16 protein-coding genes and 1 other annotated feature are annotated in these 19,118 nt (G+C 35.1%); of the genes, 13 read left to right on the plus strand and 3 right to left on the minus strand.

Features of this window, described 5'->3' with window-relative positions; genetic code table 11:
• The first annotated feature begins 4 nt into the window (after positions 1-4).
• Positions 5-835 carry a CheR family methyltransferase gene (locus tag PB01_RS02350; RefSeq protein WP_225986143.1) on the plus strand — a complete coding sequence of 277 codons (831 nt, stop codon included), beginning with the start codon at positions 5-7 and terminating at the stop codon, positions 833-835.
• Between the two features lie 53 nt (positions 836-888).
• Here the strand turns inward: PB01_RS02350 and PB01_RS02355 are convergent, their stop codons facing one another.
• Complete coding sequence (locus PB01_RS02355; RefSeq protein WP_151698690.1) at positions 889-2,022, minus strand: SpoIIE family protein phosphatase; 1,134 nt, start codon at positions 2,020-2,022, stop codon at positions 889-891.
• A gap of 473 nt (positions 2,023-2,495) precedes the next feature.
• Here PB01_RS02355 and PB01_RS02360 point away from each other — a divergent pair, with 473 nt between their 5' ends.
• The 3 genes from PB01_RS02360 to PB01_RS02370 all read left to right on the plus strand — a co-directional run bounded on the left by PB01_RS02360 (position 2,496) and on the right by PB01_RS02370 (position 6,801).
• Positions 2,496-3,260, plus strand: coding sequence for a 3-hydroxybutyrate dehydrogenase (locus tag PB01_RS02360; protein WP_151698691.1), 765 nt, complete (start codon positions 2,496-2,498; stop codon positions 3,258-3,260).
• A 251-nt stretch (positions 3,261-3,511) separates the two neighbouring features.
• Entirely contained in the window at positions 3,512-4,501 is a 990-nt protein-coding gene (locus tag PB01_RS02365; protein WP_151698692.1) for a YecA family protein, read from the plus strand.
• A gap of 203 nt (positions 4,502-4,704) precedes the next feature.
• Positions 4,705-6,801, plus strand: a complete 2,097-nt coding sequence (locus PB01_RS02370) for a methyl-accepting chemotaxis protein (protein WP_318837499.1) — start codon at positions 4,705-4,707, stop codon at positions 6,799-6,801.
• Positions 6,802-6,912: 111 nt separating this feature from the next.
• Here PB01_RS02370 and PB01_RS20795 read toward each other — a convergent pair whose 3' ends face one another.
• Complete coding sequence (locus PB01_RS20795) at positions 6,913-7,062, minus strand: hypothetical protein (RefSeq protein WP_192797441.1); 150 nt, start codon at positions 7,060-7,062, stop codon at positions 6,913-6,915.
• Between the two features lie 136 nt (positions 7,063-7,198).
• On the opposite strand from PB01_RS20795, the gene mprF reads away from it, so the two are divergent.
• From mprF to PB01_RS02405, 7 genes are all read left to right on the plus strand, one after another.
• Entirely contained in the window at positions 7,199-9,775 is a 2,577-nt protein-coding gene (mprF, locus tag PB01_RS02375; RefSeq protein WP_151698694.1) for a bifunctional lysylphosphatidylglycerol flippase/synthetase MprF, read from the plus strand.
• Positions 9,776-10,727: 952 nt separating this feature from the next.
• The gene (locus tag PB01_RS02380; protein ID WP_151698695.1) at positions 10,728-10,952 is read left to right on the plus strand and encodes a hypothetical protein; all 225 of its coding nucleotides are present in this window, start codon (positions 10,728-10,730) and stop codon (positions 10,950-10,952) included.
• Between the two features lie 79 nt (positions 10,953-11,031).
• On the plus strand, positions 11,032-11,484 hold the full coding sequence (locus PB01_RS02385; RefSeq protein ID WP_151698696.1) for a YusW family protein: 453 nt from the start codon (positions 11,032-11,034) through the stop codon (positions 11,482-11,484).
• Between the two features lie 137 nt (positions 11,485-11,621).
• Positions 11,622-11,969 (plus strand): PadR family transcriptional regulator, encoded by a 348-nt coding sequence (locus tag PB01_RS02390; protein ID WP_151698697.1) that lies wholly within the window; start codon positions 11,622-11,624, stop codon positions 11,967-11,969.
• Entirely contained in the window at positions 11,956-12,954 is a 999-nt protein-coding gene (locus tag PB01_RS02395; protein WP_151698698.1) for an HAAS signaling domain-containing protein, read from the plus strand. Before PB01_RS02390 ends, PB01_RS02395 begins: the two co-directional genes overlap by 14 nt.
• Positions 12,955-13,072: 118 nt before the next feature.
• A complete protein-coding gene (locus tag PB01_RS02400; protein ID WP_151698699.1) occupies positions 13,073-13,903 on the plus strand; it encodes a YflT domain-containing protein in 831 nt (276 codons plus the stop codon).
• Between the two features lie 114 nt (positions 13,904-14,017).
• Positions 14,018-14,938, plus strand: a complete 921-nt coding sequence (locus PB01_RS02405; protein WP_151698700.1) for an exonuclease domain-containing protein — start codon at positions 14,018-14,020, stop codon at positions 14,936-14,938.
• 209 nt (positions 14,939-15,147) lie between these two features.
• Here PB01_RS02405 and argS read toward each other — a convergent pair whose 3' ends face one another.
• Positions 15,148-16,812, minus strand: coding sequence for an arginine--tRNA ligase (gene argS, locus PB01_RS02410; protein WP_151698701.1), 1,665 nt, complete (start codon positions 16,810-16,812; stop codon positions 15,148-15,150).
• Between the two features lie 42 nt (positions 16,813-16,854).
• Positions 16,855-17,080, minus strand: a binding site (T-box leader).
• 466 nt (positions 17,081-17,546) lie between these two features.
• On the opposite strand from argS, the gene PB01_RS02415 reads away from it, so the two are divergent.
• Both PB01_RS02415 and PB01_RS02420 read left to right on the plus strand, forming a co-directional pair.
• Positions 17,547-18,014: a DUF2231 domain-containing protein gene (locus tag PB01_RS02415; protein WP_151698702.1), complete on the plus strand. Its 468-nt coding sequence runs from the start codon at positions 17,547-17,549 to the stop codon at positions 18,012-18,014.
• A 146-nt stretch (positions 18,015-18,160) separates the two neighbouring features.
• Complete coding sequence (locus PB01_RS02420) at positions 18,161-19,003, plus strand: DUF1028 domain-containing protein (RefSeq protein ID WP_151698703.1); 843 nt, start codon at positions 18,161-18,163, stop codon at positions 19,001-19,003.
• The last annotated feature ends 115 nt before the right edge of the window (positions 19,004-19,118 follow it).

Below are 19,118 nucleotides of genomic sequence, written 5' to 3' on the forward strand. Positions count from 1 at the left end.
TTTAATGAGTATGGAACTAGAAGATCAAAAAAAAGAACTAGAAGTAGATTTACTTCTCGAAACAATCTATCGTTTGGCTGGATATGATTTCAGAGAGTATGTACGTGCATCTATTATGCGAAGGATAGAAAATCGTCGAACTATCGAGAATGTTCCTACCATTACGGCTCTAATTGAAAAAGCCATATACGAACCTGGCTTTCTAAATAGAATGATTGAGGGATTTTCTGTTCCGGTGACGGAGATGTTCAGAGACTCCTCCTTCTTTAAAGAATTTAGAAAGAATGTTATTCCGCATCTTCGTGAAATAGAAGAGATTCGTATTTGGCATGCGGGTTGTGCTACAGGTGAAGAAGTTCTGTCGATGGCGATTCTATTAGAAGAAGAGGGCTTAATAGACAAGACCACGATATACGCGACTGATATGAGTGAAGAGGCATTGAATACAGCTAAAAGTGGTGTTGTTTCCTTGTGGAAAATGCAAGATTATACGAGAAATTACCTTGCAGCAGGCGGAGGAAAAGAGTTCTCTGAATACTATAAAACAAATGCTCAATTTGTGTCTTTTTCACAGCATTTATTAAAAAATGTAATTTTTGCGCAACATAACTTAGTGACGGATCAATCATTTAATGAGTTTCACGTTATTTTTTGTAGAAATGTATTAATCTATTTTAATCCAACGCTTCAGAATAAAGTCCATGAATTGTTTCTTCAAAGTTTGTCTAGAGGTGGATTCCTTGGTCTAGGAAATAAGGAATCTTTACGAATTAGTCAATATGCAGACGCCTATGAAGATTTTTCAGTATCTGAACCACTATATAGGAAAAAATAAAAGGCAGCTTCATCCCGGTATTCCATTGGGAGAAGCTGCCTTTTACTGAGCCATTATACTGTTTTTATCATTAGTAAGCATATATCATCTTTTTGTTTAGATTGATCAATATCACTCAACATTGCTTTGAAAAGACTATCTTTATCTTTCCAATCTTGCATAGTTAGCATCTGTAATTTTTCTATTGTTTCCAATTCATCAACCGCTTCTGACTCCAATATGCCGTCCGTATAGAGGAGAAGCTGAATGTTATTCTTATAGGAAACAGTGGATTTTTTTACATGAATTTCATCAAATAATCCGACTGCACATGCTCCTCTTTCCAAGGTAAGAAGATGTTTTCCATCAATTCGTAAGAAGCCAGGGGGATGACCTGCGTTCACATATTCTATTTCTTTTTTCTCTGTGTCAATAATTATATATATTCCAGTAAAATAATAGTTTAAATCGTTTTTATTATGCAATGAAGTCATATAACGATTTAGTTCTTTGATCACTAGTATAGGATCTTCTAAGTTTTTCATAGCATCTCTTAGGACGGAAGAAATGAACATACTTACAAGAGAAGCGCTAATACCATGTCCCATAATATCAAATAGGATAATACCGTAGCGATGATTACTAAACTTATGCCAGTGATACATATCACCTGCTAAATTGTCAGAAGGTTGATGATATTTTTGAATACTCAAAAATTCATCCAATATAGAGTCATTCAAAAGACTACCTTGTACTTGCATAGCAAGTTGTAAATCTCTCTGCATCTTTTCTTCTTGTTCTTTATTTCGATCTTTTTCATGTTTCAGTCTTAGGGCAACCCGAATTCGTGCTAAAAATTCTAGCTTATCAATTGGTTTTGTTACATAATCAGAACCACCAACCTCAAAAGCTTCTACAAGATTTTTAGAATCATTTAGTGCAGTTAGAAAAATAATAGGTATTTCTTTTAGCCTATCCTCCTGTTGAATTCGACGGCATGCTTCAATCCCATCAATTTTCGGCATCATGATATCTAATAGTATAAGGTCTACTTTAGGTACGGGAGCTTCTTTTTCATCAATGCGAAGGTATTGGAATAGCTCATCTGCAGAGTTTAAAGGATGACAATGTTCATAGCCTGCTTTTTTTAGGATATTTTCAATTACAAATAAGTTTACAGAATTATCGTCCACCATTAGGATTGTCATTTTAAGATATCCTCTTTTCATTAAATAATCATATTGCCATAGTCATACATCATAATCTTTATTTAATGATTCGTATTGAAATGACCTCTTTATATGATAGAACATAATGATGAAGACAATCAACCACCGATGCGCATAATGACCATTTGTAATGAAAGAATAATATTAAAGGTTTACTTTTCCAAAAGGACCATTCCTATTGTTAAAAGAAAAATAGCAAATTACAACAGAAGATCTCTTTATAACATTAGAATTTCAGTGCTGTGCATTCGTAGTTTATATAGTTAGGTTCACCAATGAAGTAGATATATAAAAACAGGTGAACTAAGGATATAATCGTTTTCTGTATGAAGGTTTTCGGAGACTTGGAAGAATAGATAATTGTCGATATAATTAAATGAAAAGTTAATGCACGAGTTAGAAATTAGATTCACATTAGTGGTAGTGGTTAGTAACTGGAGGAGGAATTTTAGATGGAGGGAAAAGTATTATTCATTACTGGAGCGGCCAGGGGAATAGGCTTTGATATTGCAAAAGCATTTTCTAATGCAGGTGCAAATGTAGTTATATCCGACTTATCACATGAAGCAATTGATGAAGCGGTTGTTAGAATGAACGGCAGTGTTAAAGGAATCGTATGTGACGTAACAATAGAAGAAGACATTCGAAAAGCAATCCAGTTCACGATCGAAACATTTGGAAGAATAGATATTTTGGTGAATAATGCAGGTATGCAACACGTGTCAATGATTGAAGATTTCCCTACAGAGAAGTTTGAATTACTTATAAAAATTATGTTAACTTCACCATTTATAGCAATCAAACACGCATTACCTCAAATGAAGAAACAAGGATTTGGACGAATTATTAATATGGCGTCGATTAATGGCGTTATTGGATTTGCAGGAAAAGCTGCTTACAACTCAGCCAAACATGGGGTAATAGGATTAACAAAAGTAGCTGCACTTGAAACAGCGGTTGATGGCGTAACAGTGAATGCAATTTGCCCTGGTTATGTAGACACTGCACTCGTGCGGAATCAATTCGAAGATTTAGCCAAAACTCGAAATATCCAAGTGGAACAGGTGCTGGAAGAGGTTCTGTATCCGCTTGTTCCGCAAAAGAGATTGCTTGATATTAAAGAAATTACGGATTTGGCATTATACATTGCAAGTGATTCTGCAAGGGGTATGACAGGACAAGCAATTATTTTGGATGGTGGTTATACTGCTCAATAATATAGAGGAAATGTGCGCTTGGAGTCTTGGTTATTCCACTTCGAGCTTGTTGTGCAGGTAGTTGGAATTAGGAATAGCTTAGTTGGAAAAATAGATGAATTAGTTGCAAAATAAAAACTTTTGTTAGAATACCACAAACAAAGTACATGAATTTTCGTAAGAAATATGCCCCGAGTCGTTCGGTCCTTATTTTTCGACAAAATTCATGGTAGACTTAGATTTCAACTTATTGTATAGAGGGACGTGTTTTTGTGGTAGGACGTAATGATTCTTGTCCATGCGGTAGTGGAAAGAAGTATAAAAAATGTTGTGAGTCGAAAGAGACCATTACAATAGAAGAAGTTCAAATTGAAGAGCTAGAACGTATATTACAAACATTTTATGATGAGTATCCAGAAAGAAAAGATCTATCCGATTTCTCGGAGTTAGTGAAAACATGGAGTGAACCGTTAAAACATTACTTGGATCAAGAAATGATTGAAGCCATTGTAATGGATGAATTCTTTTTCCATCATAAAAAAGAAATTTGGGAAGGTTATTTAGAAAAACAACGGAAGAAAGTGGTGCGTCCTTCTACTTTAAGAGTATTAGAGCAATGGGATGGACCACGTGTTTTTATCGGTGAAGTTGCTGAGGTAGAAGACACTTATATGACGGTTACGGATATTTTGACGGAGGAGATTATTCAATTAAGACGTGAAAGTGAAAAGCCAGTCCCAGTTGGTATGCATGTTTATTGTTTCATTTTGCCTGATGGAACATTTATAGAAAACCAATACTTAGCTATTTCTAGCTTAGTATTCTTCCCGACAGATCATAAAGAGTTGTTTGTGAATTTTGCAAAACGATTTAAGTCACAAAATGAACAATTAGTTCAAGAATTTGTGAAGGAAAACGGAATAGATCTTTGGCGCGTACTTGGAGAAAACGGCTATGAAGGTGGGGAGTATACTTTCTTCGAAGCAGGTGTTCTACAAGTTGCTATGGATTTCTTAGTAAAACATAATCGTGCATATAATGACTTAATAGAAATAGTGGAAGATTATCTATTCGAACAACAACCCAATGCCCGTAAAGAAGTGGCAATTGCTGCTGGGGCAATTCGCTTTGGACAAGAAACTGGTTTATTTGAACCTTTAGAAATGACGGTTAAAGAAATTTCCGAGGCTTTTAATGTATCCACAACATCTTTAAATAAATATTACCATGATTTAGTTTTATATTATGAGAGAACAAAATAACGTTATAAATTTGAAAATGCCAAGTAGAAATTTTGCTTGGCGTTTTTTAATGTAAATTTGTTTGAATTGTAGTTTAACGTTTTATTTACTGAAGAATGGATGATACTATACTGTCCTTATTCTTTTCCAAATACTAGTATTGTTGTATGTGGCATATTGATTTATGATAAAACTTATTAAATAGGAATGGGTGTAACATGAAAATGTCAAAAAGTATTACTTGGAAGCTATCGGCATTAATTATTGGATTATTTTTGGGACTGTTTCTGGCCTATACAGTAGTGACAAGTGTAATTTTATATAATAAAAGTGTAGAAGATTCAGAGAGTTCGACGATTGCAAATGCACAATACTCCGCGGAGAAAATGAGTGGTCGTTTTAAGAAAACAAATGATATGCTGCGTACGACAAAACATCTTATTGAAACACTTCAGGCAAAAGGAGAACTTTCTGGAGCAGACGTATTGAACATTCTAGAGACAAGTTTAGCAACAAATGAAGATTTAGTTGGTGTTGGCGCGCTCATGGAAAGTGGAACAGTAGAAATAGATGATACAATTTCAACCAAGCTGATAGACAGTGGAAACCGCTTTATTCCCTATTTGTCCAAAGATGGGACTAGTATCGTATCAAATCCTATGGAAGGCTACGAAAAGGAAGACAATGCTGACTGGTATTGGATACCGAAGAAAGAGGGTCGAGCAATTCTTACAGAGCCGTATGATTATAATGTAAATGGAAAAACAATTTCTATGACAACAATTGCTATACCTTTAGTTAATTCTTCTGGAAAATTTTTTGGAGTACTTAATGCCGACTTGTCTATAGACTTTTTAAAGGGACTGGTAACCTCGATTAAGCCAGATGGCGGCTATGCAAGTATTATTACAGACAATGGCATGCTCACTGTAAATAGTATTAATGAAAAGTTAGATGGCTCTAATATGCAGAATGCTATAGATTGGGAAACTGTGAAACAAACCTTAGATAGAGGCGAGCCAGATAAGTTGTATGTAGATTCGAAACAACTGGGGGAACAAGCTTTTAATGCATTTGCTCCTATGATACTTGAAGGAATTGATGATATATGGTCAGTTCAAATAGTCTTACCGAAATCGAAAATTTTAGAAACTTATCATCAAATCTTATTCTTAACTATAGTCGCTGCAATTGTAATGGTTGCTTTAATGGGGATAGTAACCGTTTGGTTTATTTTTAATCAATTAAAACCACTGAAGTTTTTGCGAGAATCTATCGAAACTGCTGCTACTGGAGATTTAACAAAAAAAGTAGACCAAAAATATATTAAAATGGATGAAATCGGTGCTGTGGCGTCAGCATATAACAATATGCTAGAAAAAACGAATGATGCCATACATTCTGTGTTCAATTCTTCCACTATTTTGAATGAATCTTCTAACCAGGTACATGAAACATTTAATGAAATTGTTGCATCTAGCCAAGAGGTTTCATTAGCGACAAATGAGATTGCACAAGGTGCTTCAAAGCAGTCCGAAGATACAGAAGAAACAAATTACCGCATGATAGATTTATCCAATCAGATTGATAACTTAAAAGCTCTGTCTTCTAAAATGGACAACTTGTCTCATAAAACAAAAGAATCCACAGTAAAAGGAATGAATGAAGTCCAAAATCTGCGTGAACATAACGCAGCAACCAATGAAATGAATGGTAAGGTACAGAGACAAATCGATACATTAACATCTAACATTGCAAACATTAACCAAGTAATCACCTCTATTCAAGGTATTACAGAACAAACAAACTTACTAGCGCTTAATGCAAGTATAGAAGCTGCACGTGCTGGTGAGCATGGAAAAGGTTTTGCAGTAGTAGCAGAGGAAGTAAGAAAACTAGCGGAGCAGTCTAAAGGTGAAACGGAAGTTATTAAACAAACCGTTCAAAGTATTTTAGAGGAATCCAAACAGACAGTTGCAATTATTGCTTCTAATGTAGGACTGATGCAAGTGCAAAATGAATCTGTTCATAGCACGGAAAGAGCCTTTAAAGAAAATGAAGAGCTTTCAGGAGCAATTGCAACGGCCATTAACGAGTTGGTAAATGAATTATCTATTATGTTAGAACATAAAAACCAAGCGATGATGGCAATTCAGAGTATCTCCGCTATTTCAGAAGAAACTGCCGCTTCGGCTGAAGAAGTGAGCGCCTCCGTTGCAGATCAACAAGCGGAACTTGAACGTGTAGCAGGTTCTATAGATAAGATGAACAAGATAGCGCAAGACTTACAAGAAGTGGTTAATCGATTTACGCTACTATAAAAAAATGGGTTGCCCTTAAGTCAGTGAAGTTAGACTTTTGAGGGCAACTTTTTTTAAAAGGACCTGACGTCTTTTTATCCGGTTTTCTTGCATATAATTTCTATTCAATGATTAGCTTCCACTATTGTCGTTCTTCATTCCTTTCATAGGCATATTGATAAAATTATCAAATTGCTTTGACAATTTATCCCGAGCTTCTTTGTTTCTCATTAAGTATGCGGCGCCTAGTCCAAGTGCAGTTAATGCTAGCTTGTTCTTCATCCCTTCTCACTCCTCTCATATTGTTATGTATGTTACCCTGTTTAATGTAAAATAAACTTTAATGAAACAGTACAAATAGATTAATGATAAGATAAACTTAAATGGAAATGATAAGAAAGAAACGAGTTGATAAACATTGAGACAATTTTGGAAAATGCCTTGGTTTTCACGACTTTTTAAAATAGTACTCCCTTTTTTAATACTTATTGTGTTCTACTTTGAATCAAATCAGGCGCTAAAAAATTTAGACTTTTCTCTTTTGAAAAATAATTTTAATAAGTTAGCACTTAGTCATCTATTCATTATTACTTTTGCAGGAATTATTGCGGTTTTCCCTATGGTTCTTTATGATTTTGTTTTGCGTCGACATTTACAACTAAAAGTTCCGGTTAAAAAGACAATCATTTATTCGTGGACGGCTAACACTGTCTCTAACTTTATAGGTTTTGGCGGAATAGCAGGAATGATGATTCGTACTTTTTTTTATGGTCAACACGGCTACGAGAAAAAAGCGCTTGTGAAAGGAATAGGATTAATTACTCTATTTTACCTAACTGGTATGTCTTTATTGAGCTGGTTGCCGTTACTCGGAATTATTCATACACCTATTTTTGATCAAGTAAAATGGATTCACATTGCCCTTGTAGGGATTGCGTTATATTTTCCAGTTTTATTAATTAGTATAAAAAGGAAGAAAGATACACTTGCTCCAGTACGCATGAATAGGAAAAATATTATTTCATTAGCTATTATTTCAATTTTCGAGTGGGGATTTGCTTTTCTGCTGATTTATATAATTACGCTATTTCTTGGCGTTTCCGTATCTGTTCCGAGTATGTTTGCAACATTTATTGTTGCTTCTTTTGCAGGTATTATTAGTATGTTGCCTGGTGGAATTGGCTCATTTGATTTAATGTATTTGCTTGGGATGGAAGGGCTAGGGGTTCCAACAGAAACAACTCTCTTGATACTGCTATTATATAGAATTAGCTATTTTATCATTCCCGCTTTACTAGGGGCCGCTACATTATTATTTTATTTCTGGGGAGAACTGAACCAAAAGTTTAATCGGATCCCAGCAATTATTTTACAAAATATTAGTCATTGGTTTGTTACTGTTTTTGTTTTATTGGCTGGAATTATTTTATTATTATCCGCTGCAATTCCTGCAGCACTTGAAAGGGTAAAAATGGCAAATGAAATTTTAGCTTTACCAGTGATGAATATGTCCCATAAGTTTACGGTTGGTTTAGGTATTTCCCTCTTAATGTTGACTAGAGGGATACAATATCGAGTGAAATGGGCATACGATTTAACACTAGTTGCATTAGTAGTTGCAGCGGTTTTTTCATTATCCAAATGGTTTGACTACGAAGATGCGACTTTTGTATTAGTTGTTTTCCTCATATTACTCATGTCTAAGAAACGTTTTTATCGAGAAAATTTTGTACCTACTTGGGGTAAATCCATAACAGATATTATTGGAATTACAATTATTTTAGCAATATTTTTGTTTATTGGGTACGTAAATTTACCTTCATCAACTATATCCATTCCAGTAAAATTACAGCCATACGTTATTACAGATTCCTCCGATTTGTTTATTAGTGCAATAATTGGTATCATTCTTGCCCTCCTATATATGTCTATAGGTTATTTGCTCAACAAGCCAAGGCATTTTCCTTTCGAAAAATCTACAACATATGAAAGTGAAATAAAAGAGCATCTCGACAAATATGGAGGTACAGTGTTATCTCATTTGATCTTCCTGCATGATAAATATATTTATTGGAATCAATCCAAAACAGTGATGGTTTCTTTTCAGAGGTACTCAGATAAATTAATTGTTCTCGGGGACCTAATAGGTGAGAAAAAAGATATTCTTCGAGCAATGGAAGAATTTCACGATCGTGCAAATTTATATGGCTATACGCCAGTTTATTATCAAGTTACTTCTAAAATGTTCCCTTACCTTCATGAAAACGGCTATGATTTTTTTAAACTGGGAGAAGAAGCCTTTGTCAATCTTCCTACGTTCGACTTATCAGGGAAAAAAATGAAAAATTTGCGCGCCAATAAAAATAAACTGGAGAGGGAAGGATATCAACTTAAAGTAATTCAACCTCCTCATTCAGATGAGTTTATCGCAAGTTTAAAACCAATTTCAGATGAGTGGTTGGATGGCCGAAAAGAAAAAGGATTTTCTTTAGGCTGGTTCAATCCTTCATACTTAAAATCTATTCCAATTGCTTTGATAGTTGATTCAGACGAAAAAACAATTGCATTTTGCAATATAATGCCTGCTTACGATGGTGGGGAAATGATTTCTGTTGATCTGATGAGATATGGAAAGAACGCTCCAAATGCCACAATGGATTATTTGTTTATCAAATTGTTTGAATGGTACAAAGAAGAAAATTATGTGAAGTTCAATTTAGGAATGGCTCCTTTGGCCAACGTAGGTCTATCTAAATATTCTTTCTTAACTGAGAAAATTGCATATCAAATTTTCTTATACGGCCAAGCGGTTTACCATTTTAAAGGATTAAAAATGTTTAAAGAAAAATATGCAGATCAATGGGAGCCTAAGTATTTGGCACTTCGAAAAAAGTCTTCCTTGCCAATTACAATGGCACAAGTATCTTTGCTAATTGCTCGTTCGGGACCTGTCCAGAAAAGTAGATGGTGGACTATGTTTTCGAAATTTTATTAAAAGAAAGCATATAATAAATTCAGTATTGCTAGTGTATACTTGAGAAAAACAGGCAAAAAAAATTACCGAAAAAAGATCGTGAAGTGACGTACTTACTTCACGATCTTTTTGATTTCTCCCAGTAATCGTATAGACACTATTTCATCCGAAGCACTCAGAAAATAGTGAACACAAGATACTCTTAAAGGACACTTGCGCTTTTCAATAAAGTATATAAGTTTTCATGTTAGGAACAGGTTGATTTCCGTTTCAGGCGAACGCTTTCTTGGGGAAAGCATCAAGCCACTTCGGGCCAACACGACGGTGGTCACAAAGGTGTTGGCACACGATGTGGCGCTCTTAGCCTTTGATCAATTGAACGCACGAGGCCCGGGTCTTGATTTGCTTGCTAATTCCTCGGGGAGAATTCATAACGCAAATTCATATGTGTATATCGCAAATTAAAAGTGTTATAACGCAAATTCAACTGCTCAAATCGCAACTACATAGGAATAATGTGCATGTACTTTCCATTGTTTATCAATAGGACAAGGGAAACCTGAAAAAATAGATAGCATCCATTGATAAAGAAGCGCTGAGCGGACGAAATTGCATCTTCGCCCGCTTTTAAAAAAATTGCAAAGGACTTATTCTCTTATTAACCAAACCTCATGCACCTTGTCTCTACATATTTCAAGAGGGCGACGGACAATCATACGCCACAAGATCACCCCTGAAAATGAATCGTGATGTGGCGCAGTTACTTCACGATTCATAAATCTAACGGTAATAGAGTAGCCAATGTTATTTGCGACGAGTAACCGCAGGAGCAGATGTTTCGTCCAAAGCACTCTGGAAATAGTAAAGAAAAAATGCCTTAAAGGACACTTGTATTTTTCTTGTCCTAAATGGTTTAGCGTGAAGAAAATAGGTTAAACAAAGGCTAAAGACATGAATAGGAGCGATAAGTAAGATGGATAAAACTTCTGAAGATCGTGTGCACCAACATAAAAAGGGGCATATACCAGACAATCCAGATGAGGTGAAAACGGATAAAAAAAGCATTTTTGATATGGACAAAGGAATGCAAACTGTCGATCCAATTCCGGTAGAAGAGTTAAATGAAAAAGTAAAAGACGAAAAAAATAAACGGGAGACAAAATCTACTTCATCAAGTGAAGAACGCTTTCCAGATTAAATCGGCGTTCGTTTATGATTCCATTTTTATGGATATACCTTAGTTAGCCTTAAAATACAAGACAACGAGGGGATATATCATGAAAATGAAAAAATACTCGATATATGGAAGTGCTTTATTGGTAATCGCGTTATTATTAGGCGCTTGTGGAGATAAAGAAAAAGTGAAAAGTGCGGCAACAGTAGACGAAGAAAAGAGTGAGTTTGGATTTAATTCTTTTGATTTAGAGGTAGATACCCCAGATCATAAAGATGCCATTGAGGTATCAATGGAGATTAAAGGATCAACAATAGAAGCCGAATATGTGAATCGAATGGAACCGAAGAAGTTAAAGGGCGATAAAGCATATGAAGAGATGAGGCCAATGTTGAAGAAAATAGATTTATCAAAAGATATGAGTAAAGATGATGTAATTAAAAATGTATCCAAAGCATTCGATGTTGAAGACTACACGAAGTTCGACTTGGAAGTTGAATTCGCGGATGGAAAACATAAAGTATATAAGGATGAAAAAAGCAAAAAAAATAAATAGAGTACTCGCCAAGTCATGATTAAGTTCATAACTTGGCTTTTTTGTTGTGCAATAAATGGCTGTAGTAATCATAATAGTGTATGATACATAGTATAAAGCATAGTGTATATCACATAGTATAAATGGTGAGGTGAAATATGAGTAAGCTATTAAGTTCGTTAATTACAGAATTAAGACGTGGGACGCTGACATTAGCTGTATTGAGTCAATTGCGTACACCGCAATACGGATATTCGCTTGTCCAATTACTGGAGAAATCCAATGTATTAATTGACCAAAGTACTTTATATCCTTTGCTTCGACGATTAGAAAAGCAAGAGTTAGTAGTTAGTAGTTGGGATACATCTGACAGTAGACCGCGGAAGTATTATGTGTTGAGCGAATATGGGATAGAATTGTTCGATCAGTTAAAAAAAGAGTGGGAAAAAACTTCAAGTGAGCTTTATATATTGTTAAAAGGAGACGAAGGGGATGCACCTAATTGATATGTATATCCAGGAAGTAACTCGTAGACTTCCTGAAAAGCACCGTAAGGATATTGCACTTGAGTTACAGTCGACAATTGAGGATATGCTACCAGAAAATTTTACAGAGATAGATGAGAAGGAAGTACTTGCTAAGCTTGGAAGCCCAGTAACGCTTGCTAGCGGCTATTTAGATCGTCCGATGCACCTGATAGGACCAAATTATTTCGGTATATATGTAACTTTACTGAAAATGATATTACCTATTGCTGCAACTATCGCTCTCATAGTATCCATATCGGAAAGTATACTCTCTTATAATTCCAATGAAGCAGTGATGAACATAGTTCTTGCTGTCATAGGGAAAGGTATAATAGAAATTCTAGGTACATTAATCCAGTCATTTTTTTGGATAACGCTTATTTTTGCAATCTTGGAACGTACAGATATTTCAAATGAAAAACTGTCTATAAAAACTAGTTTGAAAGACTGGACACCTGATGATTTAAAAAGTATTCCACCTATTTTGAAAGAGAAAAAAATAGCTAAATCTAAGATATTCGGAAGCTTATTGGAGATTGGGATCTTTACCGCTATCTATTTTAATGGAGTTAAGTTACTTGGTGTATATGAGAGCGTTCATGGTAAATTACAGCTGACAATACCTTCCTTCAATCAAGAGGTTCTGCAGTCTTATTGGTTAATTGTCGTAATTGCAATTGCTGTTGAAGTTACTTTGGTATGTTACAAATTTGTCGTAGGTCAATGGACTATGAAAGTAGCAACTTTAAATTTTGTACGACATGCTATATCTTCTATCGTTGTTATTGTTATGTTCAGTAATTCTATTTTGATAAATCCTGATTTTATAGCGTATTTAGAAGGACTGATGAAAAGTTCATTTGACATGAAAGATTCTTTTCAGATAGGAATTATCTTGTTATTTGTAGCCTTTGCGGTTATTGATGTAATTAAAGGGTTTAGAAAAGCTAGTATTAATAGATAATGGGAAAGGCAGATGCAACGCTTCTATTATTACAAAAATATTAAAAAATGAAATAGAGGTTTTTCTGCGTTCTTGCACGGGTAAATAGTATATAAGACAAAACCAAGGAGGAATCAACATGAACATTGAATCAAATCGAAGAATTGAAGTAGCTCATTCAGAGGAAGAGATGTATGAAAAGTTGGAGCTCCTGCAAGAACAAGGTTATGCCGAAAGTGATATCCATGTTATATCAAAAGAAAATGCACACTTGAATACACTTAATCGACAATCGGAAGTGTCTACCCATGAAGCGGGATCTTTTATAGACAAATTTAAATCATGGTTTACTGGAGAAGATGCAGTAACAGAAGGATTACGAAAATTAGATTTAAATGAACATGAAACAGAACGCTATTCAAAAGAAGTGGCAAATGGGTGCATCGTTCTATACACAGACGTTTTAACACATGCAGATGATGCTAGTTATGGAACCCATCAAAATGAATTTGAATACATGGAATCAGTTGTAACAGATGTTGTCCAATCTCCATTTGTGGAAACAGAAGAACCGCTGAGTGATTATTCAAAAGAACAAGGATTTACTCCTTCAACAAACGAGTTAGTGAATGAAACAGATGGGAGATTTGACGAACCTCAAGATCGCTTTGTTCGAGGTGAGACATTTGCTACGGATCCATACCTAGCCAAAGAGGAGAACCATATTGGAACTTCCATGCAAGAAGAAAAGAGTGTACAAGTACATCGGCCGACCATTAATGAAAGTATTACAGAGGAAAGAAAAAATTATGGTACACAATCTCCAGGAGTAGATCCTAATTTAGGTCCAGCCGCATTTGGTAGTGAAGTTTTAGAGGATGAAGAAAGCCATTCTCCGGAGCAATACGAAGAGAAACTAGATAGAGAAAGACATTTGGATGATATTAACCCTATGAATCGTCTTTATTAAGTTCTTAAAACTTATAGGTAAACCCCTTGTAGAGCTCAAAAACTGCAAGGGGTTTTGGTGTTCGATAGAATGTGAGATAATCTAAATCAAACCATTCGAAAAGGAGGAACACACATGGATTTTATTGCAATCGATTTTGAAACGGCAAATAGTTTGCGGACTAGTGTATGCTCCATCGGGATTGTCCAAGTAAAGGCAGGAAAGATTAAAGAAGAAATACATACATTGATCAATCCATTAAGTGAATTTAACTACTACAATACAAAAATTCATGGTATTACAGAAGATATGGTTATGAGTGCACCAACATTTGAAGAATTCTGGCCAAATTTTAAAATGTTCGTCGAAAACCAAACGATTATTGCACATAATGCTAGTTTTGATATTAGTGTTCTGCGAGCATCGTTAACCAACTTTTATGAATCAACCCCTGACTTTCAATATGGTTGCTCATATCAAATCTCCAAAAAGGTTTGGCCAAATTTATATAATCACAAGCTTTCTACGGTAGCAAATTATTTAGGCATAAGCCTAAGACATCATGATGCTTTAGAAGATGCTCGAGCATCGGCACTAATAACTTTAGAGGCAATGCAGAAAACGAGAACAAATTCTATACAAGAACTATTCAAGTTACACAAAATAAAAATAGGTACTCCAACTCCTATGAAAAAACAGGGAACTCTTTCGAAACAAAAGAAAATGGATAGTTCCATACAGTTACTTGAAACTGAAGTGGGCATTCCGAATACGAAGCATCCGTTTTACGGGGCTAATATTGTATTCACTGGAAGAATGCTTTCAATGACTAGAATGCAAGCAGCGCAACTAGCAGTCAATTGTGGTGCCATATGTAAAGGTAGCGTTGATAGCCACACAAACGTTTTAGTAGTTGGAGATAATGATTTAGTAAAGTATGTTCAAGGGATAAAAAGTACGAAAATGAAGAAAGTAGAAGAAATGATCAGTTTGGGATTACCAATAGAAATCGTCGGGGAACAAGACTTTTTTAGGTTAGTTCGGTTTAATGGTTAATATTATTCAATTTTATTCCCATTATATAACCATGTATAGATTAAATTTTGTCCAAAGCATTTGGGAAATAGTGAATTCAAGATGCTCTAATAAGCCGCTTGTTCTATTTCTATGAAAGTAGAACAAGCGATGGCTAAAAAAGATATAAAATCTTTAGAAAGGAGAGCAGGTGTAAAACCATCTGTGTTTCTTAAAGAATACTTTTGGTATTACATTTCACTTGGAGCTTCAATTCCTAAAAGTCGTAAAGCTTCTTTTAATACAATAACTACGGACTGAACTAGCGCAATGCGATATGCCAAATGGCTTCGATCATTCACGATGGGAACATTTCCGTAGAAAGAGTTGAATGATTGTGCCAAATTAATCGAGTATTTTGCAATTATGGAAGGATCAAATTCATCTGTTGCACGTTTAATAGTGTTAGGGAATTGTTGTAGTGATGTAACCACTTGCCATTCAAAATCATTTACTTCAGTAACTTCTATGATGTCTACTTCTTGGATTTTTCTTAAAATAGAACATGCTCTTGCATGAGCGTATTGAACATATGGGCCTGTTTCTCCATCAGTTTGGAGCATTTTCTTCAGGTCAAAATCAATGTCATGCTTTCGGTGTTGTTTTAAATCACTAAAGATAACAGCACCTACACCTACTTGTTTAGCCACTTCTTTTTTATTCACTAATGAAGGATTCTTTTCTTCTATTGTTCTCTCGGCTAATTGAATTGCCTCATTCAACACCTCTTCTAATAAGATAACTTTGCCTTTGCGAGTAGATAATTTTTTGCCGTCTTTCAATATCAATCCAAAAGGGATGTGTTGAATAGATTGCGACCATTCATATCCCATTTTATTTAATACACTCTTTAATTGAGCAAAGTGTAAACTTTGTTCATTTCCTACAACATACAAAGACTGTTCGAATTGATAATCATTTTTTCGGTGAATGGCTGCCGTAATATCTCTTGTTGCATATAAAGTTGCACCATCGGATTTTTTGATTAAACATGGTGGCATATTCTCGCCAACATCTACTACTTGCGCTCCATCAGACTCCATTAATAAGTTCTTTTGCAGTAACTCTTCCACAATTGGATCCATTTTATCATTGTAGTAAGCCTCCCCGTGAAAGGAATCAAAAGTTACGCCAAGTAAGTCATAGATTTTTTGAAATTCAAGTAACGATTCTCTTCGAAACCATTCCCAAAGAGCTAATGCTTCTGGCTCACCTTCTTCTAACGATTTAAATGCCGCTCTACCCCGGTCATTTAAGGAATTATCCTTTTCTGCTTCCTCGTGAAACCGAATATAAAGTGCTAATAATGATTGAATGGGAGCTTCTTGGACTTTCTTTTTGTCTCCCCATAATCGATAAGCCACTAGTAATTTTCCGAACTGAGTACCCCAGTCTCCGAGATGGTTAATTTTTACAGTTTTGTATCCACTTTTATCGAGTAATAATGTAATAGAATTACCGATGACAGTTGATCTTAGATGTCCCATAGAAAAGGGTTTGGCAATATTTGGAGAGGACATATCAATTGTTACAGCGCTGCCTGCACCTAAGTTAGATGAACCATATTTTTTTCCTGCTTCACGAATGGTATTTAGAATGGCTGTTGTAAATGATGTTCGTCTCATGAAAATATTTACATATCCATTTACCGCTTCCGCTTTTTCAATGTCTTCGTCTTGAATACAAGAAGCCATTTCTTGTGCAATTAAAATAGGTGATTTTCTTTGTTTTTTAGCAAATGAAAAACATGGTAAGGAGTAGTCTCCTAAATGGGTATATACAGGTACCACAATCATATGTTCCTCGATTAACTCGGTGGTGAAGTTTTGCAGAATACTTACTACTTTCTGTTTCATCTAAACGCCTCCTATAATAAAAAAGCCCTCGTCTCATTATAAAAATGAGACGAAAGCTTGCACTTCCGCGGTACCACTCAATTTGCCTATTTTAGGCCACTTTCTTCATAACGGTGAGTCTCCGGCTTATAGGGAATTACTAACAAGTAAACACTTTTCCTATAAAGCATCTCCAAAGTGCGCTTCACAACTCTTCCTAACTAGGCTCTCACCATCCCTAGCTCGCTTAATAATCCGATGTTGTTACTCTCTTTATCTAAGATATTGTATTTGAATTTACCAAATAGAAAAGTAATTGTCAATAAATTTTGTTATTTTAAGCACCAATAAAGAATGAAAGCGCAAATTTCATTTACTCTTTTACAATTTCGTTAATTTGATAATTCAAATTTAGAGCATGAAACACGAACAATATTAAAATGAAATGTGAGAATATATATAATATACTCTTTATAAATCAGCATGATTTCCGCTATAGGCGGACGCTTTTCGCGGGGTGAGCGAGGAGCCATCACCGCCGCACTCGCGTCGTTTGTAATGGCTTATCTGTCTCACTCATCCAGCTATAGTCGCCGCCTGTTGCTCCAATCAATAAAATAATCATTGATCGTGTTTAAATAATTAAATGCTATTTATGAAATTACCTCAATTAAGGTTTTTTGCTCTATTTTCAGTAATATTTCATTTTTGTTTTTTATTATGAATTTATATCTTTTAAAAGGAGCTTGGTATTTATGCCTTTACATCCGTTAATTGTTCATTTTCCGATTGCACTTCTCGTTTTAGGAGGCATTATTGAAATTGTAAATGTATTTCTAAAAAGTGATTTTTGGAACAAAGTTGGAACAGTTTTAATAATAATTGGAGTGATTACTGGAGTTTTTAGTTTGCTTACAGGAGATGGAGCGGAAAGTTTTGCGTTTGAACATTGGGGAAGATCCGTTCACGATACTGTTGAACTGCACTCATTACTAGCTAATATTTCTGTCATTATTTTTGGCCTGTTAGCGGTAATAAAAGTTTTATTTAAACACCCAGATTATAGGTTTCGAATTTTTAAAAATATTGCAATTAGAAAAGGTTTAATTACTACACTAATTGTTATATTAAGTATTGCTGGAATAACTACATTAGCTACTACAGGTCATTTAGGTGGAAAAATTGTTTATGAAAATCAAACGATTACGACAAATAATAAGTAGTAAACAAATCCTAAATGTGAACAAAAATAAATAACATTGCGAGGATTCCATTCACCTAGAAAAAGGGATGGAATCTTTCTTTTAATTATCAGAATATAAAGATACAATAGAGGTTAATAGTTTTTGTAAATGAAAGGGGTATGGATATGACATTTTCTATTGTTGGATTTGATCCGCAAACAAAAGAATTAGGGGTAGCGGTAGCATCAAAATTTTTAAGTGTGGGGGCAGTTGTTCCATTTGCAAAAGCTGGAGTGGGTGCGATTGCAACACAATCATGGGCAAACTTAGATTATGGAAAGAACGGTTTGGAGATGCTCGAAAAAGGGTTGACTCCTGATGAAGTTCTTAAAGAGCTTGTTCAAAATGATGAAAAATCCGGTTCCAGACAAGTAGGAATTGTAGATGCAAGTGGGCAAAGTGTATCGTTCACTGGCGAGGATTGTTTTGACTGGGCTGGTGGTTTTGCAGGAGAAAACTTTGCTGCTCAAGGTAATATATTAGTAGATAAAGATACGGTAGAAGCAATGAAATCGATATTTATCCAAACAGAGGGTTCTTTAGCGGAACGTTTACTCGCTGCTCTAAATGCGGGAGATATTGCAGGTGGAGATAGTAGAGGAAAACAGTCAGCTGCCCTGTTGATTGTAAAAGAGAACGGGAGTTATGGTGGATACAATGATCGCTATATCGATCTTCGAGTAGATGACCATGAAGAACCAGTACAAGAATTAGCAAGATTATTAAAATTGCACCGACTTTATTTTGAGGCAACTTTAACAGAAGATGTCGTGGGGATAGAAGGGGAACTTGTAGAAGAACTTCAAAATCTATTATATGAAAACGGTCATTTGGATCGTGATTTGACAGAATATGACGATTTGTTAGATGCAGTGCAGTCTTATCATCTTATTGAAAACTTTGATGAACGAGTGCAAGAAAGAGGATTTATCGATTTAAAAGTAATGGAGTATATGCGAATTAAATAATTGATGTCGTTAATAAGATCTGACCAATGAAAAACCGGTCAGATCATATTTTTTATTATGGAAGATTAGATTTGGTCTCGATTCTGACCAAAATAGTCTCGTTTCCAAGGGAATT

The organism is Psychrobacillus glaciei (assembly GCF_008973485.1).
In the GTDB taxonomy this organism is placed as follows: domain Bacteria; phylum Bacillota; class Bacilli; order Bacillales_A; family Planococcaceae; genus Psychrobacillus; species Psychrobacillus glaciei.

Bases quoted from the DNA above. Each gene is read 5' to 3' on its own strand.
- PB01_RS02350 (WP_225986143.1), top strand. From the start codon at position 5: ATGAGTATGGAACTAGAAGATCAAAAAAAAGAACTAGAAGTAGATTTA.
- PB01_RS02355 (WP_151698690.1), bottom strand. From the start codon at position 2,022: ATGACAATCCTAATGGTGGACGATAATTCTGTAAACTTATTTGTAATT.
- PB01_RS02360 (WP_151698691.1), top strand. From the start codon at position 2,496: ATGGAGGGAAAAGTATTATTCATTACTGGAGCGGCCAGGGGAATAGGC.
- PB01_RS02370 (WP_318837499.1), top strand. From the start codon at position 4,705: ATGTCAAAAAGTATTACTTGGAAGCTATCGGCATTAATTATTGGATTA.
- PB01_RS20795 (WP_192797441.1), bottom strand. From the start codon at position 7,062: ATGAAGAACAAGCTAGCATTAACTGCACTTGGACTAGGCGCCGCATAC.
- PB01_RS02380 (WP_151698695.1), top strand. From the start codon at position 10,728: ATGGATAAAACTTCTGAAGATCGTGTGCACCAACATAAAAAGGGGCAT.
- PB01_RS02385 (WP_151698696.1), top strand. From the start codon at position 11,032: ATGAAAATGAAAAAATACTCGATATATGGAAGTGCTTTATTGGTAATC.
- PB01_RS02390 (WP_151698697.1), top strand. From the start codon at position 11,622: ATGAGTAAGCTATTAAGTTCGTTAATTACAGAATTAAGACGTGGGACG.
- PB01_RS02395 (WP_151698698.1), top strand. From the start codon at position 11,956: ATGCACCTAATTGATATGTATATCCAGGAAGTAACTCGTAGACTTCCT.
- PB01_RS02400 (WP_151698699.1), top strand. From the start codon at position 13,073: ATGAACATTGAATCAAATCGAAGAATTGAAGTAGCTCATTCAGAGGAA.
- PB01_RS02405 (WP_151698700.1), top strand. From the start codon at position 14,018: ATGGATTTTATTGCAATCGATTTTGAAACGGCAAATAGTTTGCGGACT.
- argS (WP_151698701.1), bottom strand. From the start codon at position 16,812: ATGAAACAGAAAGTAGTAAGTATTCTGCAAAACTTCACCACCGAGTTA.
- PB01_RS02415 (WP_151698702.1), top strand. From the start codon at position 17,547: ATGCCTTTACATCCGTTAATTGTTCATTTTCCGATTGCACTTCTCGTT.
- PB01_RS02420 (WP_151698703.1), top strand. From the start codon at position 18,161: ATGACATTTTCTATTGTTGGATTTGATCCGCAAACAAAAGAATTAGGG.